Genomic DNA, 18,061 nt, shown 5'->3' with positions numbered 1-18,061 from the left:
AGAGTAAGTAAGTAACTAGAAAGAGAAACAGGTAGTCAGAAAAAACAGCAGAGCCGATCAGAGTGACCGGCTCTGCTGACACCCAGTCAGTTCACCTGGGTTTTGATGGTCAACATCTGGACTTCACTGTCACGATGATCCACCGGTGAGCGCTCATCCTGCCAATCTCCTGGTTGAGCAGTCGGTTGTCCGGTACGGGACACCCGCGCAATCAATGTCAGCTGTTCAAAATCACTGATCGTCATACCCGGAGCCATGGCCTGGGCATCGGTCAGGGTCACTTGTGTGGGCAAATCCGCCACCGTCAAACGTTGTACCGCCAGAGGTAAAGGAGGGCCAGTCACCGCCCGCGCCAGCACAAACACCAGATCATCCGGCTTGACCGCCGCTCTGGCTTCAGCACTGATATCAACCGCCACTGTCAGCCCAACCCGCTCCAGCCAAGCCAGATCGACGATAATATCCTGTGTCGCCAACTGTTCTGCAGCCCGACGTATACCTTGTGCCAGTACCTGGGATTCCGGCCCTTCTGGCAATCCCTGCCACAAGGCTTTCCAGTGATTGATCGCTCGCTCATGCTTGCCCAGCTCAAACGCCAGAATACCTGCCATGCCCAGAGCCTGACGGCTTTGGGGATTAAGCGACAAGGCTTCATCCAGCAAGGCATAGGTCGCTTCGTCAGCTTGTTGGTCGGCAGCAAAGAACTTTGCCTCGGCCATCAATGTCAGGGTCGCAGCACGATCACTGACAGCGTCCTCTGGCAAGGCTTCCAGAATCTCGCCAAAGGCATCCACGGCCTGTTGGTATTCACCGCTGGCGTTAAGCAAGCGGGCGTTCAGATAAGCCCACTCCAGATTATCCGGATCATGGTCCGCTTCTGCCGCCAGGCGCTGCATCAACTGCTGGCGCTCCGGCATGGTCAACTCAACCTGTTCGCCCTTGTTCAGCAAAGCACTGGCTCGCAGGGCATTATCCGCCCCCCAGATGCTGTACAGCATGACCGACGCCAGCAAGGCCACCACAACCATGCTTCCCAGCATGATCCAGCTGCCAGAGGTCTTGTCGGCACGACTGGTATGCCCGTCGGCGCTGGCCAGAAATTCACGGTCCAGCTCCAGCTGCAAGGCAGCCTGTTCGGCATCGTTCAGCTCGCTGGATTTCAGCTCATCGGTACGTTCCTGGTACAGGCGCAGATTTTCTTCACTCTGCTGATTGGTTTCCGGTCTGAACCACACAGGGCGATACAGCAAGGCCACCAGGGGCAGCAGCAGGATCAATAACATCCAGATCATGAGTTATTCGCCTTTTGGTCGTTCGATGAATCCGCCGAGACTGCGGCTTTTAATTGTTCCAGTTGCTGACGTTCTTCTGCCGTCAATGGAGCCGGAGCAGCTTTCTGATTACGCCGCATTTGTCGCAAGATCAGCAGCCCCAGCAAAAAGGCCAGCAAGGGGCCAAACCAGAGTACATAGGTCTCTGCTCTCACCGGAGGTTTGTAATGGACAAAATCGCCGTAACGGGCGACCAGATAATCAATAATCTGCTCATCCGTCTGGCCGTTATTCATCAGCTCATAAACCTTGTCACGCATGTCTCCGGCCACTGGGGCATTGGAATCCGCCAGGTTCTGGTTCTGGCACTTGGGACAGCGCAGCTCTTCTGCCAGATGCTGAAAACGGGCAATATCATCAGGATCATCAAACGGGTATTTATAGCCATTCACCACCGCGTGGGCAGAGACCGCTCCCAACAGCAGCAGCAGCAAGCCGGCCAGCCAGTGGCGATATTCATAACGCATCATGGCAAGCTCTCAAATTCAGGTTCAAGAGTCGACCAGACCCGGGCATTCAAATCACCGACGTGACGACCACGAATAATCCCGCGACTGTCCAGTAGAAATGTCTCCGGTGCGCCATAAACCCCCAGTTCCAGGCCCAACTGGCCATTGGTATCCGACAGGTTCCAGCGATAAGGATTGCCGTAGGACGCCAGCCATTGAATCGCCTTGCGCTCTTCGTCTTTATAGTTGATGCCGTAAATGCGTATGCCTTCCGCAGCCAGCAAATTAAGGAAAGAATGCTCTGCTTTACAGGTCGGGCACCAGGTAGCCCAGACATTCACCAGCGCACGTTTGCCCAGCAAGTCATCGCGGGTTACCACTTCTCCGGTTTCCAGCGATACCATTTCAAATTCCGGAAATGGTTGCCCGACCAGCGGCGAAGGCAAAACATCCTTGTCTTTACGGTCAATGGTGAGAAAAAACAGCCCCGCCAAGATGGTAAAGCCAACCAGAGGGACAAACAGAATAAACCGGTTCATGCAGTTGCCTCCGCGATTGCAGATGGAGAAGGTGCCGACCGCCGTGGTTGGCGATAACGTTTATCAAACATGGCCATCAGCCCGCCCAGCGCCATAAAGATGGTTCCCAGCCAGACCCAACGCATAAAGGGTTTGACCTGAATCCTCATCCCCCAGGCACCGTTTTCCAGTGGCTCACCCATGGATACGTACAGGTCACGGAACAGCGTGACATCGATGGCGGCTTCGGTCATGACCGAACCCCGCGCCGTGTAGCGGCGTTTTTCCGGCATCAGCTCGCCGATTAGCCGGTCGTTGTCGTAGACCCGGAAACGGATGGCATCGGCGTGGTAGTTAGGGCCGCGAATCTGCCCCGCCTCGACAAATTCAAAGCGGTAATCCCCCAGTGTATGACTGTCACCGACCGACATCCGGACTGACTCTTCCTGGCTGTAATTGGCCACCATGGTCACACCGACCACCGTCACGGCAACACCGATGTGCGCCAGAATCATGCCGTTAAAACTGAGACTCAACGATGGAATCCGCTGCAACTGGCCCCGGCATTTTTTCCAGACATCCAGCAGGCTGGCCAGTATCAACCAGCTGGCAATACCGATCCCCAGAATAACCTGGCCATTCAGCTCCCCAGAAACAATCAAGGGGGTGGCGATACCCAGCACAGGAGCGGCCACTGCCGCCAGGCCCAGTTCCCGCCCCAGACGCTTGGTCTGATCCGTCTTCCAGCGCGATACCGCACCGATACCGATAATCAGTGTCAACATGACGCTCACCGGTACAAACATCACGTTAAACCAACTCGCTCCGACGGAGATCTTGCCCATGCCAAGGAAATCAATCAGCAACGGGTACAGGGTGCCCAGCAGAATGGCAAAGGCCGCCACCAGCAACAGCAGATTGTTCATCAGCAAAAAGCTTTCGCGGGATAACCAGTCGTAACGCCCAACCGACGCCACCGTGGGCGCCTTGAGTGCATAAATCAGCAGCGAGCCACCCACGCAGATACCCAGCAATGCCAGTACAAACACCCCTCGTTCCGGGTCAGAAGCAAACGCATGTACAGAGGTCAGTACGCCGGAACGTACCAGGAAGGTTCCCAGCAGACTGAGGGAGAACGCAATGATCGCCAGTAACACGGTCCAGCTTTTGAACAGGCCGCGTTTTTCTGTCACCGCCAGCGAGTGCATCAGCGCAGTCGCCACCAGCCAGGGCATCAGTGACGCATTTTCAACCGGGTCCCAGAACCACCAGCCGCCCCAGCCCAGTTCGTAATAAGCCCACCAGCTGCCCAAGGCGATACCGATGGTCAGAAAAATCCACGCAGCTGTTGTCCATGGACGAGACCAGCGTGCCCAGGCGGCATCCAGACGCCCACCCAACAACGCCGCCACAGCGAACGAAAACACCACGGACAGGCCAACGTAACCCATATACAAGGTCGGTGGATGCACGATCAAACCAAAATCCTGCAGCAGCGGATTCAAATCACCGCCTTCTGACGGTACCGAGGGCAAGGTGCGGGCAAACGGATTGGAGGTTTCCAGTGTAAACAGAATAAAACCGGTCGAGATCAGCCCCATAATACCCAGCACCCGCGCCAGCATATCCAGCGGCAACGAACGACTGAACAAGGCAACCGCCACGCCCCAGCAACCCAATAAAGCCACCCACAGTAATAACGAGCCTTCGTGGGCACCCCACACCGCGCTGATTTTAAACGGCGTCGGCAAGGCGCTATTACTGTTGGTAGCGACATAAGTCACCGAGAAATCATCCACCACAAAACACCAGGCCAACACCACCAGGCTGATCAGCAAAAACAGCGCCTGGGCTGCCGCCAGTGGCCGGGCGTAGGCCATCATCAGCGTATTATTGCGATGTACCCCCCACAACGGCACGACGGTTTGGAATACCGCCACCACAAACGCCATGATCAGCGCCAGTTGGCCAAACTCCGGAATCGACGACAAGGCGCCGTAAGCTTCGGTCAACATTAATAGGCTCCGTCATTTTTGATCGATTCGGAAATCGAGTAACTGCTCGATGTTGCCGATGCCCCCTGCATGGCCTGTTTGCCATCTTCGTGTGCCTGCTCCAGAGCATCCTGCACTTCCGGTGGCATATAGTTTTCATCGTGCTTGGCCAATACTTCGGATGCCTGTATCACGCCATGCTCATCCAGCTTGCCCAGTGCCACAATACCCTGTCCCTCACGGAACAGATCGGGCAGGATACCTTCGTAATGAATCGGCACCGTGGCGGCACCATCCGTGACCTGGAACGTAACCGCCAGCCCTTCTTCATCGCGCTGTACGCTACCGTCAACCACCAGACCACCGGCACGAATGGTGCGCCCTACCGGCACTTCACCATTGGCAATCTGGGTCGGAGTCTGGAACAGGTTGATGTTCTGGCTAAGGGAATACATCAACAGCCCCACCGCAACGCCAAAGCCGATCACCAAAAACAGAATCAGCTTCAGCCGTTTCTTCCGTTGTGGATGCATGTCAGTTTTTCTCCTCGTTAACTACGGTTCGGTCAGCGGCCGCTTGTCCGCGACGATCACGGCGTACACGTTGCCCTTGTTCCCGAATCAAACGACGGCGCTGCAACATTGGCAGCACCAGATTGGCAATAATTACCAGCGCACTCAGGCCGTAAGACAGCCATACATACAAACCATGACGTCCCATGGCGAGAAATTCGCCGACACTGTGAAATTCCATTAGCGACCTCCACCCAGCATTTCCGGTAACGCCTGAACCCAGCTGCGCTTGCGTTCATGCCAGAGAATTTCATTACGGGTGCGTAAAATCACCAGCAAGGCAAACAGTACATACGTTGTCAGAATCATGATCAGCAACGGCAATAACATATCCGGATGCATGCTCGGTTTTTCTGTCAACTTCAAGGTCGCTGGCTGGTGCAAGGTATTCCACCACTCCACCGAATACTTGATGATGGGAATATTCACCAGCCCAACCAGCGCCAGAATCGCCGCGCCCTTGTGGCTGGCTTCTTCCGACTCAATCGCCCGCTGTAATGCCATCACGCCAAAATACAGGAACAGCAGCAACAACATCGAAGTCAGACGTGCATCCCATACCCACCAGGTCCCCCAGGTCGGTTTGCCCCAGATCGCGCCGGTCAACAGGGCAATCAGGCAAAAACTGGCACCAATCGGCGCAATCGCCCGCGCCACCCAGGCCGCCATTTTCATTTTCCAGATCAGGAACACCGCGCCGGCAACCGCCATCATGATGAACGCACTCTGGGCCACCAACGCCGCTGGCACATGAATATAAATAATGCGAAAGCTGTTGCCTTGCTGATAATCAGCCGGTGCATACAGCAAGCCAAGCACCAGCCCAACCACGCAGCCCACCACAGACAGCAAAGCCAACCAAAAGATCCATTTTGATGTCAGTTCATAAAACCATTTGGGCGAACCCAGGCGGTGATACAGCCGTACAATCCACTGCCACATAAAATCCCCGATCAAAAACGTGCGCCTAGCGCGATAAATTCAGTTTCAGTGCCGCTGCCGAAGCGAAGGGCGTCAAACACACAGACAGCGCCAACATGGCGCCCAGAAAACCGATCTGGCCATTGTATGCCATCCCCAGTCCGGCGTGATAAACCGCACTGGCAGCAAAGATCAACACCGGTACATACATAGGTAAAATCAATAGACTCAATAGCAATCCACCACTGCGCACCCCGGCCGTCAACGCCGCCCCCACAGATCCCAGCAGGCTCAGAATCGGCGTTCCGACCGCCAGACTCAGTAACATCCCGATATAAGCGTCATCAGGCAGCGCCATCATTAATCCCAGCACAGGGGCCATTAACGTCAGAGGCAAACCGCTGCAAAGCCAATGCACCAGGGCCTTGGCCAGCGCCAGCATATAGAGAGATTCTCCCGATGCCAGCCATTGTTCCAGAGTGCCGTCTTCAACATCGGCTTTATACAAAGCATCCAGTGACAGCAGCGTCGCCAGTAAAGCACCGACCCAGATCACCCCACCAGCGATCCGGGACAAGAATTCAGGGTCCGGGTCCACCGCCAGTGGGAACATCGCCACCACCATCAGAAAAAACATCAACGGATTAAGCCACTCGCCAGGATTACGCCCAGCCAACAGCAGATCCCGCTTGATCGTCGCCATCACCAGGCTCATAAGAGTCCTCCGCCCAAGGCCAGTTCACCCAGATCCAGACGCTTGAGTGACGGAATATTCTGCAACGCATGGTGACTGGTAATAATGACCGCACCGTTGCGGGCAACATGCTGTTGAATGCGGGCTTCCAACCAGGCCACCCCAGCAACATCCAGAGCGGTAAAGGGTTCATCCAGAATCCATAGCGGCGCGGGCACAATCGCCAACCGCGACAAACCGACACGGCGCTGCTGCCCGGCCGAAAGCTGATTACAGGGCGTTTCTTCATAACCGCCCAGCTCAACATATTCCAGTGCTTGCCACAGATCATCATCGGTAATCATCGACGCGGATTCTGTGGACATCCATGGACTGACCAGCCAGCGCAGATTTTCCAGCGGTGTCAGCGCACGCTTGAGCGCCGCCAGATGGCCGAGATACAAGCGCTGGCTGGCGTAATCGGCAAACACCTGGGTCAATGGCTCGCCATGCCAGAGCAGATCGCCGTCAAAATCCCGGTTCAGTCCGGCCAGCAATCGTAACAGGGTGGTTTTCCCGGCACCGTTTGGCCCCGCCAGTTGCAGCAAGTCACCATTCTTGACGGTCAGGTTCAAACGCTCGAATAACACCCGGTCATCACGCTCGCAGTACAACTCACTCGCACTCAGGGACACACTGTTATCGGTATAACGATTTGCCATTCAAACCCCGGAAATTGCCATTGCGCATAAAAGCGGGCGCATTATATACAAAAACCCTGTGGACTGTGGCTTGACCCGGATGGGTCCTTCGACCAATTTGCTTCGTTCATGAGACGCACGCCAGACCTGGAGCAATATCACCTCCTACTTTGCCAAACGCAGTAGCCATCAGGATGGAGGATCTCTCCCGACGCAGGCACCCGGCATCACTCAGGTTAGAGGTATGGAACCCGGGCAGGAAAAGCGTGATGCCTCAGAACTGATCTATCGCAAGAAAGGCACCAAACGAAGAACGGCAACAAATTAAAGTCCGGGATGAAGATGCCCATTGGCGTTGATGAAGCTATGAGCCTGACCCTCCGCCGCGAATGTTCACAACCTGGCACCTGCTGAAAAGCGGCGCCATGGTGATGAACATTGCAGATCAGGGTTGCCAATTTACTGGGAATTATGGGCTGTATCGGGTTGTTTTAGATTGCTGGTTTGGCATAAAGACAGGCAATCGATGGGCTTTTTCAGAGCTTCCTTAAATTGATTGTTATGAGTACGACTCAAAGGGTTTGAGGTCTATACCTTCAATATCGCAAACCGCCTTAATAGTTGGATTTGAGCAAAGACGCTTTAAATAAGCAGCCAGATGCTCAAATTCAAGAGGGGATTTTTCCAGTGGCAACGACCATTCCGCAAGCATAAACAAAAAATAATCACATGCTGTTAGCGTCCCACCAAGCAAGTATTCATTGCCCTCTAGCTGGTCGTTGATAATTGATAAGGCGTCTGCAACCCTGTCGCCCTGGGCCGCTACAACATTTGGAATGGTAGCTTCATCATTGGTATGGCGATGAGGATAATAGTGAACCATAAGTTCAGCTTGCAGCGTATTATTAAGAAACGCGAGCCACTGATAAAACAAGGGACGGTTCGGATCACCTGGAGATGGCATCAAATCTGATTCAGGGTGTAATTCACAGATGTGAATGCAAATGGCCGGACTTTCAAAAACGGGCTGCTCATTAACAACCAGAGTCGGAATTCGCCCTACAGGGTTGAGCCTGAGATAATCTTCAGATTTTTGAGCATTTGACGTCTTATCGACCAACAACAACTCATAATCTGCTTTTAAGTGATGAAGTAAAAAATGAGGAGCCAGGCTCGCATTGTTTGGGTAGTAATAAAGTTTGAACAAAATCAATTCCTGATCACCAAAAGTACAGACATTCATAACGAGCCTGTAGAAAAACCTGATTTCAGGTAGTCTTTCCCGCCACCTGCTCGTTCTCTGTTGTTTATTTCCGATTGCCCGTTTTAACCCACAATCGCTTGTTAATTCTGTATTTCAGGTTTTGCTGCCTGTAAGCCAGACCGTCAGATAACCGACGACAGCTGGCTCTGACAATGATTAATACAGAACAACAAACACCCGTGCCAACTATACAGCTATAGCACGGCTATATGAACTTCAATTGCATCGGCACTGGGGTAATATTCAAAGTCAGTTGAATAAACCCTTTTATATTCAGAATCAGGGTTGGAAAAATATTCCCAAATTTCCGTCCATGCATCAATAGCTATTTGAGGCATATTTCCCTTGTGAGAAAACACCAAATATTTGGCCGCTGGAATAACTCTCTGCTTTAAACTCACATCAGGCGGCAGTGATTGACCATCAAAACCGGCAAGCACCGTAAATTCTCCAGTATGGTCAGACTCATAATCGGAATATACACCGTATACTCTTTCACCATTTTTATAATCGACTGGCACAGCTTCATCAAATGCTTGCCATAAAGCAGGAATTTTACCTTTATCAGGACTCATTTCCGCTGCGTTATCGGTTCTGACCTCTAACCCATGAATAACCTTGCTTGCAACATGTCTCAACTCCACCACAACGCTCCTTTAGTTACACAGCCAGCTTGTAGAAAAACCTGACTTCAGCCAGGTTTTATCATGCTTTTCATGCTTGCGTTAATACGGTCTTCGCCCTGCCGCTTTGCTCTTGCTGGCAGGGCTGACCGTATTTTGCCAGTTCTTCTACGTTGTGCACCAGGCAATAAAGCTGCCATTGCTCCGGTCAGGCCAAGCCTCAGACGAGATCAACAACCCGCACCTTGACCGCTTCCACCAGCCAGTCGGTATGGGTTCGCACCATATCTTCCGGGATCAGCTCCACCCCTTCCAGCAGCTGTGGCAGGGCCTGATATTGATAACAGTCGACCAAACCATGAATCGCTGTCAGGAAGTACAGCGTCACTCGCTGACGCTCGACGTCCGTCCGCTGTGCCAGGCCGTCAATGGCGTCCGTCAATAACATCTGGGCCTGGTGTTGCCATTCGTCCAGTAGCCGCGCCAGCTGCCGGGTGACACCTCCATCGTCGTCCCCTGTCGAACCCGGACGAATCCGTGGCGGCTGAAACATCAGTTGGTAATAACCAGCATAGTCTCTGGCAAAACAGGTCAGTTGATGGGCCAGACGATGCAGCGAATCCACTGCATCCTGGCTATCCATCAGCGCCAGTCGTGTATTCTGGAACAGCATTTCAAAACCCCGGCGACGGATATGCAGCAGCAAGGATTCCTTACTGGGGAAGTAGTTATAAATATTGCTGGCTGTCATCCCTAACTCAGCCGCCAATTTACGCATGGAGAGATAATGAAAACCGACATCGGCCATGATGGAAGCAGCACTATCCATAATGCGCTCACGTTGATGAGCGATTTCTTCCGCTGAAAATGGCTTCTTGGGCATGACGACTCCTGGTCGTTACTATAAAAAGGACGGGCGGGTTCAAGCTTATACCCGAGTACCAAACACATCAGGTTAACGACTACCAACATCAAATCAAGTCAGGCTAACTAGCGAAACGTCGTATTGGCATGCTTGGGGCCATTAATCTGACTCTGCATGGCTAGGCGGGGCAGCGATGAAACAGATGCTCCGGCAAGCATAACGACCTGACTCCGTTCTTCTATTGATACAAGGCAATTCAAGCGCTTGCCAACTTATTTATCATTCGTTCATGTAACAGTTTACTGCACTGCCTTGGGTCAGGCTGTTGGGCTGATGATGCGACAGCATGCCACACCGGTGCTTGCCAGCCAGTCACACACCCGATGACCACCCTCCCTGCAGACCGCCAGCCATCACGAGGTAACTTCAGCATGAATCACACCGTCTCCTGGGATCCCCTGCTGATCCAGCGCTACAATCGCCCGGGGCCACGCTATACCTCCTATCCGACGGCTGTGGAGTTCTTGCCGCTCGAAAACGACACTCTCGAACGTGAAGCCTATGCCAGGCGTGATCCACAGCGGCCGCTGTCCCTGTACCTGCATATCCCCTTCTGTCGTCACGTTTGCTACTACTGTGGTTGCAACAAGATTGTGACCAAGGACATGAGCCGGGCAGCCCCTTACCTCGACTATCTCAAGGCAGAAATCCGCCGTAAACATGCGCTGCTGGCCAGCGCGAATAACGGTCGCCTGGCCCCTGTCGAACAGCTGCATCTGGGCGGTGGCACGCCCACCTTTCTCAGTGATGAGCAACTGCAGGATCTGGTGACTTTCCTGCGCGAAACATTCGAGTTCAGTGATGCTGAAGACGCGGACTATTCCATCGAGATCGACCCGCGCGAACTGCGCCCCGGTACCCTGACGCTGTTGCGCCAACTGGGCTTTAATCGCCTCAGTTATGGGGTGCAGGATTTACAGCCCGACGTCCAGCAAGCGGTTAACCGCCTGCAGCCTGAAGCCATGATCCGGTCGGTTATGTCGGAAGCACGGGCACTGGGTTTCCGCTCCATCAATATTGATCTGATCTATGGTCTGCCACACCAAACCCGTGACAGCTTTGACCAGACGCTGGACACCATGATCGAGTTAAACCCGGATCGTTTGTCCGTGTTCAATTACGCTCATTTGCCTGAACGCTTCAAACCACAGCGTCGCATCAATGCCGACGATCTGCCCTCCGCTCAGGAAAAGCTGACCATTCTCGGGCACTGCATCCAGCGCCTGACTGCCGCTGGCTATCACTATATCGGTATGGATCACTTTGCCCGCCCGAATGACGAGCTGGCACTGGCTCAGGCCAATGGTAGCTTGCACCGCAACTTCCAGGGTTACACCACTCATGGTGACTGTGACCTGCTGGGTTTTGGTGTCTCTTCCATCAGTCAGATTGGCGATTATTACCTGCAAAACCAGGTACGTATGGATGACTACTGCGCCGCCCTCGACAACCAGCAACTGCCATCCAGCAAATGCTGCCAGGTCACCCGCGATGACCAGATCCGCCGTCGGGTTATCAGCGAATTACTCTGTCACCTGCGGGTCGACTTCAGCACCATCGACGCTGAATTCAACATTAACAGCCATGATTATCTGCTGTCTTCGCTGCAACGCCTGGAGCCCATGGTGAACGATGGTCTGGTCAGTATTAGCGCCGATGGTGTATCCATTCGTGACAAAGGCCAGCTATTGGTGCGTAATGCCTGCATGGCATTTGACGAGTATATTTACCAACATGAGCAACAACGCTTCTCCAAAGCGATCTGAATCCCGCTGGCGACAAAACTATCAGGCCAGGCCCCGGTGGCAACGCTGGGGGCTGGAACTGTTATTGATGGTGGTGGTGATGACCTTGCTCAGCCAATGGCTCGGCCGTCACCTGCTCGACCGGAATACCCCGTTCCCCGACATTTACCTGTCTGACCTGCACGGGCAACCCGTACCGTTCCCGGATACCACCCAGCCACCCCAGACCACGCTGGTGTATTTGTTTGCGCCCTGGTGCAGTGTTTGCCGGGTCAGTATGCCGACCCTGCCATGGGTCGAAAGCGACAATATTCGTATTATTGCCATCGCTCTGGATTGGCGCCAAAAGTCAGAAGTGACCGATATGGTCCAATCCGTTGGTTACGCCGGCACCACGCTGCTGGGTGATCCGGCAACGGCCAAAAAGTTGAATATTCAAGGATATCCCAGTTATTACGTTATCGATAAAAACGGCGCCGTCCGTTTTGCCGATCAAGGGCTGAGCACCTTGCCAGGCCTCTGGTTACGGACTCGTCTGGCCGACTGGTAAGCCCCTCTGGCCGATATTCCGCACCCGCCAAGGAACTCCGGCCTCGTTACTCCTTCAAAGTCTGCATTCTGACCCATACGCCGATTCCGTCGTGTATAACGTCTCCGTTGCCTCTGTCCAACCTCTAAGGCGTCTCAGTTTTGAAATATTTTTGTCATAAATGATTCACGAATGGCATGACTCCCAATACCATCACACCCCTTGGAACGAATGTCGGATATGTCACCCAAATGTCATACCCAAGCCGTAAATTTGGCCGGATTAACTCAACCATCAGGTGTCACTATGCAGCAAGCCACTGCCTCCCAGATAGCCATCAGCAGCGACTCCCCCCTCGTGGCCCGAGTTACCCAGGACCCCGCTGAAATCCGTCAGGCACTGGCGCTGCGCTACCGAGTGTTTGCCGAAGGAATGGGAGCCAATATCGATAGTGGTGAAGCGGGTATCGACCGTGACCATTTTGACGATATTTGCCTGCACCTGATTGTGAAAGATGTCAATAACGACCGGGTGGTGGGTTACAGTCGTATCCTCACCAATGAGTTGGCAGAGCAGGCGGGCGGGTTCTACTCCGCCACCGAATTTGACCTCAGCAACATCGTCAAACCCGGTTACCGTTATATGGAAATTGGCCGTACCTGTGTTGATCCTGATTTTCGCAGCGGTGCGGTGATTGGCTTGTTATGGTCAGGGATTGCCCAGTTTATGTCGGCTCACCAGATTGATTACCTGATGGGCTGTGCCAGTATCTCGCTTAATGACGGTTATGCACGTGCCATCGCCATCATCAATTACCTGCGAGACAAGCATTTCTCGGCAGCCGATGCCCGCGCCGAACCCCGCGTCCATATGCCCAGCATCGACGTTGAGATGGATGGTGCCAGGCTGGTGCCACCGCTGTTAAAGGCGTATTTGCGCATTGGTGTCAAGGTTTGTGGCGAACCCTGTCTGGATAAAGACTTTAATGTCGCCGATGCCCTGATTTTGCTGAGCCGCGACAACATCAACCAACGTTACCTGCGCCACTTCACCAAAACCGACGGTCAGAACTGATCGCGGCTCGCCATCAAGCGGCAGACTAGCGGGGTAACGCAACTGCCTGATGGCGGGCACGACCAGTGTTTTTGGCCTGGTACAAAGCCTTGTCAGCGACCTCAATGGCCATGGTAACCGGGTCACTCATCATGGGTTGAAACCAGCCACTGCCAATACTGATACTGAGCCATGGCCCTGCGGGTGATCCTTTATTCTCCAGCCGTAAGGCAGCCACCGCTGCCAGCATTCGCTGCGCAACAATCGCGACCCCTTCCGGCTCGATCAACGGCAGTACAATAGAAAATTCTTCACCACCGTAGCGGGCAACCAGATCGTGGGAACGATTGACGCTGTCGTCCAGTGCCCTGGCCACCTGACGCAAGGCCTCATCCCCTTGTACATGGCCGTATCGATCGTTAAACGCCTTGAAGGCATCCACATCCACCATCATCACCGCCAGATTACTTTGCTGTCGTTGCGCCCGACGCCACTCCGCCAGTAAAAACTCATCAAACCGCCGCCGATTGGCAATTCCGGTTAACCCATCAGTCATGGACAGGGCTTTCAGCTGCCGTATACGCTGATACTGTCGCTCCAGTACGCCCAGCCGGGCGGCTACCAGCGGTACCTGTAACGGTTGCTTGAGATAAAGTGCAGCACCAGCATCCAGCGCCATAATTTCCTGATCAACACTCGCTGCGCCTACCGCGACCACTTCCATATACCGGTACAAGGGGTCTTCGGCCCGCTGTGCCATAAAAGCAGCGAAGTCCAGTCCCGGCAGATCCATCGCCAGAATCAACAACGAGGGGTAACGCCCAAATTGCAGCAAACACGCTTCCAGCTGCGCCAGTGAGTTCAAAGACATCACATCACTGGTAGCGGGCAATACAGACGCCAGCAGGGTCTGATCAGACGGGCTGGCAGAGGCGATCAAAACAGTCAGGGATTTATTCATATTCAGAGACACCGGGGGCTGTGAATCAATACTGACAATGAGTCACCATAAAGGACAAACCAGACACACTGCGACATAAAAATAGCAGAAATGAGCACTACCGTTACTGTGCCGAATCAGAAAGCCTGATCCATCGGTTATTTTTTGAGGTCAAACCCCATCCTCATATACACTGCAAACCAATCATTGTGACCAAGGAGCAACACATGTCGCGACCAACGACTTCACGGACCTCTCTGCCTTTACTGCCACTGAGTGTACTGGCCACCACGGTGGCACTGGTACTGACGGGCTGTGACCAACCCGCTGAGCCGGCTGCACCAGAGCCAGTACAGCCGCAAGAGCAAGCACAAGAACAAACACAGCCACAAGAACCGGCACCAACACCGGAAGCACAGCCCGAGTCAGCGGCATCCGAAGCGGCGCCAGAATCCGAAATGCCAACGGTCGAAGTCGCTCCGCAAACCGTCAAGGCCGTTCAGTCACCGGCTGAGCCAGAACATACCGGCACGGTTACCTTGCCTGACTTTGCCAGCTACACCGACGTCAAACAGAAAAAAGAAGCCTTTTTTGGCTACATGCTGAAGCTGGTCAAGCACGCCAATGCCAACGTCCTCAAAGAACGTGACATCATCAAACAATGGGATGGTAACAGCGCTGCAAGCCCGGCTATCAGCGCTCTGGTTGAGAAATACCGGGTCGACGACACACTGTCGACCAGCGACCAGAAAGCCAGCCTGCTAAAACGCGTCCAGGTTATTCCACCGTCACTGGTACTGGCACAAGGGGCCAATGAGAGCGCCTGGGGCACCTCTCGTTTTGCTCGTCAGGGTAATAACTTTTTTGGCCAATGGTGTTTCTCCAAAGGCTGCGGCATTGTGCCGAGCCAGCGTAATGATGGCGCTGGTCATGAAGTGGCCAAATTTGATGATCCGCTGGAATCCGTCGAAAGCTATATCCGCAACCTGAACAGCCATCCGACCTATCAGAAATTGCGCGATTTGCGTAATACCGAAATGGCGACCCAGGGTTATCCGACCGGCATCAATCTGGCCGGTGGTCTGGAAGGCTATTCCGAACGCGGCCACGAGTACATCAAGGAAATCCGCAGCATGATCAGCTTTAACAAGATTGATCAGCTCGACCCGGATGTCCAGACCGACCTCAAGGCCAACACACAGGAAGACTGATGTGAGTGTGACTGAACGTCATTTCAGTCAACGCTATGATGCAGCTCCACTCAAGCTGGAGCTGTATCAGCGTAGCTGGCTGGGTCAATGGCAAGCCCCCCATCATGCCATGGCACTGGAAATCACCCTGGGAGGCGTATCGATTCTGTCGCCCCTGAAACTTCGCATCGGACAACACCTGCTGATCTCGCTGGGCAACCGCCACCACAGCTTGCAGCAAGTAACCGCAGAGGTGATTCAAAAATCCCCTCAAGGACGTGACTTTCTCTATGGCCTGAAATTCGATTTCAGTAGACAATCGGACAATTCACGCCAAAGTGCTGAGACCCTTCTCAAACTTATCCTGAATAACCTGACTCATTGACTGGCAATGGGTTGTTACCGGCACCGGAAGCCACTTTCCCGGCTTGACCCACACAAACCGGTAGGGTTTTATGCAGCTCGATATTGAATTCCGACTTTCCATAACGATAGCGAAAAAAGCTCATATCATATGACCGCACTTCTGACCGGACTGGCTGCCAGCCTGTTGCTGATCATCAATACCCTGTTTTGGGCACCCTTATTGATCGTCCTGGCCCTGCTGAAATTGCTGCTGCCCATTCCGGCACTGCGATCCGTGATCAGCCCCCTGATCGATGGCTGTGCCAACCGCTGGATTTCTGGCAACTCCCTTTGGATGAAACTGACCCAGGCAATGGACTGGCACATAGAACGGCCATCACAGCTCGATTCTGATGGCTGGTATTTTGTTGTCAGCAATCACCAGAGCTGGGTAGATATCCTGGTGCTACAACATTGTTTGAACGGCCGTATTCCGCTGCTCAAGTTTTTTCTCAAGCAAGAGCTGATCTGGGTACCGATTATGGGAGTCGTCTGGTGGGCCCTCGATTTTCCATTCATGAAACGCTACAGCAAGGCTTACCTGGCCCGCCATCCAGAAAAACGCGGTCAGGACCTGGAAACCACCCGCCGCTCCTGCGAAAAATTCCAGCACCTTCCCACCAGCGTGATGAATTTTCTTGAAGGCACCCGTTTTTGCCCGGACAAACAGCAACAACAACGCTCACCCTACCGCCACCTACTGCAACCTCGCGCTGGCGGCATGGCGTTTGCCATGAATATTATGGGAGACAATTTCCATTCTCTGATTGATGTCACCATTCATTATCCTGATGGCGTACCCACATTCTGGTCATTTCTCAGTGGCAAGATGCGACGCTGCCAGGTCATTATCCGCCAGATCCCCATCCCGGCCGGACTGTCCAGCGGTGACTACCAGAACGACATCGACTTCCGTAACCGCTTTCAGCAATGGGTACATGAATTGTGGCTCGACAAGGATGACACGCTGGAATACCTGTCTCATCGCCCACCAAACGCCTCTGACTAATCACCCACACCATTACCCAGGCCATCACCGGGAAGACCGGTAAAATGAACGTTTCCCATGTCTGACGGACAGACCTGGTCACGGTACAGCAGCAGAACTGCGCGTCAGAACCGCGAACAGCCATTGCCAGACAAACCCATCGGCACCTATGCTGCGGTCACCGCTACTGAATGAACAAGGAGCTTATGCAATGAATGTGTTTGAAGATGTCAGTCAATCGATCGGTAACACCCCGTTGGTACGTATTCGTACCCTGACCGATCACCCGCACGTATACGCCAAACTGGAAAGCCGCAACCCGGCCCAGTCCGTCAAATGTCGTATTGGTGCCAACATGATCTGGCAAGCCGAAAAAGACGGCACTCTGAAACCCGGTATGGAAATCGTTGAGCCAACCAGTGGTAATACCGGGATTGCACTGGCTTATGTCGGTGCTGCCCGGGGCTACAAGGTCACGCTGACCATGCCGGAAACCATGAGCATGGAACGTCGCAAAGTCATGATGGCACTGGGTGCCAATCTGGTACTGACCGAAGGTCCAAAAGGGATGCAAGGTGCCGTCGACAAGGCTGCCGAACTGCTGGCCGAAGCACCAGAAAACCGCATCATGCTGCAACAGTTCAATAACCCGGCCAACCCGGCGATTCATGAACAAACCACCGGCCCGGAAATCTGGCGTGACACTGATGGTGAAGTGGATGTTGTGGTGGCGGGTGTTGGTACTGGCGGTACCATTTCCGGTATCTCCCGCTACCTCAAAAGCCAGAAAGCCATTACCTCGGTAGCGGTGGAACCTTCGGCTTCTGCCATTATTGCCCAGAAGCTGAAAGGGGAAGACCTGACCCCTGGCCCACATAAAATCCAGGGAATTGGCGCCAACTTTATTCCAGGCAATCTGGACCTGGATATCCTCGACCGGGTTGAAGCCGTCGATAATGACGAAGCCATGGCCATGGCCCACAAACTGATGTCGGGAGAAGGAATTCTGGCCGGTATTTCCTGTGGTGCCGCCATGGTCGCAGCCTTGCGCCTGGCCGCTGAAGACGCGTTTAAAGACAAGAAAATCGTGGTAATCCTGCCTGACTCCGGTGAGCGTTATCTGACCTCGCCCCTGTTTGATGGCTTCTTCGACAAGTAAGCCGTCGTAGCAAGAGGAGCACAGCCATGGTTGCCATGGCAGCTCCTCTACTCCCGCCACACCACCGACACCGACAGCCAG

Annotated in this window: 20 protein-coding genes; 7 read left to right on the top strand and 13 right to left on the bottom strand. The window is 53.7% G+C overall.

What is annotated here, in order from left to right; all coding sequences use genetic code 11:
- Nucleotides 1-86 precede the first annotated feature (86 nt).
- The 12 genes from ccmI to Q8W24_RS14340 form a co-directional block, all read right to left on the bottom strand.
- A complete protein-coding gene (gene ccmI, locus Q8W24_RS14395) occupies nucleotides 87-1,292 on the bottom strand; it encodes a c-type cytochrome biogenesis protein CcmI (protein ID WP_305415124.1) in 1,206 nt (401 codons plus the stop codon).
- Entirely contained in the window at nucleotides 1,289-1,801 is a 513-nt protein-coding gene (locus tag Q8W24_RS14390) for a cytochrome c-type biogenesis protein (protein ID WP_305475751.1), read from the bottom strand. Before Q8W24_RS14390 ends, ccmI begins: the two co-directional genes overlap by 4 nt.
- Nucleotides 1,798-2,319 (bottom strand): DsbE family thiol:disulfide interchange protein, encoded by a 522-nt coding sequence (locus Q8W24_RS14385; RefSeq protein WP_303433326.1) that lies wholly within the window; start codon nucleotides 2,317-2,319, stop codon nucleotides 1,798-1,800. The genes Q8W24_RS14390 and Q8W24_RS14385 overlap by 4 nt, the downstream gene beginning before the upstream one ends.
- Entirely contained in the window at nucleotides 2,316-4,313 is a 1,998-nt protein-coding gene (locus tag Q8W24_RS14380) for a heme lyase CcmF/NrfE family subunit (protein WP_303433325.1), read from the bottom strand. Before Q8W24_RS14380 ends, Q8W24_RS14385 begins: the two co-directional genes overlap by 4 nt.
- Nucleotides 4,313-4,825 carry a cytochrome c maturation protein CcmE gene (gene ccmE / locus Q8W24_RS14375; RefSeq protein WP_303433324.1) on the bottom strand — a complete coding sequence of 171 codons (513 nt, stop codon included), beginning with the start codon at nucleotides 4,823-4,825 and terminating at the stop codon, nucleotides 4,313-4,315. The genes Q8W24_RS14380 and ccmE overlap by 1 nt, the downstream gene beginning before the upstream one ends.
- 1 nt (nucleotide 4,826) lies before the next feature.
- Entirely contained in the window at nucleotides 4,827-5,045 is a 219-nt protein-coding gene (ccmD, locus tag Q8W24_RS14370) for a heme exporter protein CcmD (protein WP_303433323.1), read from the bottom strand.
- Entirely contained in the window at nucleotides 5,045-5,806 is a 762-nt protein-coding gene (locus Q8W24_RS14365) for a heme ABC transporter permease (RefSeq protein ID WP_303433322.1), read from the bottom strand. Before Q8W24_RS14365 ends, ccmD begins: the two co-directional genes overlap by 1 nt.
- Nucleotides 5,807-5,831: 25 nt before the next feature.
- Nucleotides 5,832-6,500, bottom strand: coding sequence for a heme exporter protein CcmB (ccmB, locus tag Q8W24_RS14360; RefSeq protein ID WP_303433321.1), 669 nt, complete (start codon nucleotides 6,498-6,500; stop codon nucleotides 5,832-5,834).
- Nucleotides 6,497-7,180: a cytochrome c biogenesis heme-transporting ATPase CcmA gene (gene ccmA / locus Q8W24_RS14355; RefSeq protein WP_305475749.1), complete on the bottom strand. Its 684-nt coding sequence runs from the start codon at nucleotides 7,178-7,180 to the stop codon at nucleotides 6,497-6,499. Before ccmA ends, ccmB begins: the two co-directional genes overlap by 4 nt.
- A 538-nt stretch (nucleotides 7,181-7,718) precedes the next feature.
- Entirely contained in the window at nucleotides 7,719-8,366 is a 648-nt protein-coding gene (locus Q8W24_RS14350) for a glutathione S-transferase family protein (protein WP_305475747.1), read from the bottom strand.
- A 251-nt stretch (nucleotides 8,367-8,617) separates the two neighbouring features.
- A complete protein-coding gene (locus Q8W24_RS14345) occupies nucleotides 8,618-9,070 on the bottom strand; it encodes a GyrI-like domain-containing protein (RefSeq protein WP_305475745.1) in 453 nt (150 codons plus the stop codon).
- A 196-nt stretch (nucleotides 9,071-9,266) separates the two neighbouring features.
- Entirely contained in the window at nucleotides 9,267-9,929 is a 663-nt protein-coding gene (locus tag Q8W24_RS14340) for a TetR/AcrR family transcriptional regulator (protein WP_305475743.1), read from the bottom strand.
- Between the two features lie 413 nt (nucleotides 9,930-10,342).
- Here Q8W24_RS14340 and hemN point away from each other — a divergent pair, with 413 nt between their 5' ends.
- The 3 genes from hemN to Q8W24_RS14325 all read left to right on the top strand — a co-directional run bounded on the left by hemN (nucleotide 10,343) and on the right by Q8W24_RS14325 (nucleotide 13,319).
- Entirely contained in the window at nucleotides 10,343-11,737 is a 1,395-nt protein-coding gene (gene hemN / locus Q8W24_RS14335; protein WP_305475741.1) for an oxygen-independent coproporphyrinogen III oxidase, read from the top strand.
- Complete coding sequence (locus tag Q8W24_RS14330) at nucleotides 11,706-12,266, top strand: TlpA disulfide reductase family protein (RefSeq protein WP_303433315.1); 561 nt, start codon at nucleotides 11,706-11,708, stop codon at nucleotides 12,264-12,266. The genes hemN and Q8W24_RS14330 overlap by 32 nt, the downstream gene beginning before the upstream one ends.
- 285 nt (nucleotides 12,267-12,551) lie before the next feature.
- A complete protein-coding gene (locus Q8W24_RS14325) occupies nucleotides 12,552-13,319 on the top strand; it encodes a GNAT family N-acetyltransferase (RefSeq protein ID WP_303433314.1) in 768 nt (255 codons plus the stop codon).
- Nucleotides 13,320-13,344: 25 nt separating this feature from the next.
- Here the strand turns inward: Q8W24_RS14325 and Q8W24_RS14320 are convergent, their stop codons facing one another.
- Nucleotides 13,345-14,259, bottom strand: coding sequence for a diguanylate cyclase domain-containing protein (locus Q8W24_RS14320; protein ID WP_305475739.1), 915 nt, complete (start codon nucleotides 14,257-14,259; stop codon nucleotides 13,345-13,347).
- A gap of 206 nt (nucleotides 14,260-14,465) precedes the next feature.
- Here Q8W24_RS14320 and Q8W24_RS14315 point away from each other — a divergent pair, with 206 nt between their 5' ends.
- From Q8W24_RS14315 to cysK, 4 genes are all read left to right on the top strand, one after another.
- Nucleotides 14,466-15,449 carry a glucosaminidase domain-containing protein gene (locus Q8W24_RS14315; protein WP_305415114.1) on the top strand — a complete coding sequence of 328 codons (984 nt, stop codon included), beginning with the start codon at nucleotides 14,466-14,468 and terminating at the stop codon, nucleotides 15,447-15,449.
- Nucleotide 15,450: 1 nt separating this feature from the next.
- The gene (locus Q8W24_RS14310; protein WP_303433311.1) at nucleotides 15,451-15,813 is read left to right on the top strand and encodes a PilZ domain-containing protein; all 363 of its coding nucleotides are present in this window, start codon (nucleotides 15,451-15,453) and stop codon (nucleotides 15,811-15,813) included.
- 129 nt (nucleotides 15,814-15,942) lie between these two features.
- A complete protein-coding gene (locus Q8W24_RS14305) occupies nucleotides 15,943-16,842 on the top strand; it encodes an acyltransferase (RefSeq protein ID WP_303433310.1) in 900 nt (299 codons plus the stop codon).
- Between the two features lie 190 nt (nucleotides 16,843-17,032).
- Entirely contained in the window at nucleotides 17,033-17,980 is a 948-nt protein-coding gene (gene cysK, locus Q8W24_RS14300) for a cysteine synthase A (RefSeq protein ID WP_303433309.1), read from the top strand.
- Nucleotides 17,981-18,061 lie beyond the last annotated feature (81 nt).

The organism is Oceanobacter sp. 4_MG-2023, from assembly GCF_030689165.1.
Classification (GTDB): Bacteria; Pseudomonadota; Gammaproteobacteria; order Pseudomonadales; family Oceanobacteraceae; genus Oceanobacter.
Note: the sequence above shows the minus strand (reverse complement) of the source record. Positions and strands in the feature narration are given on the sequence as shown.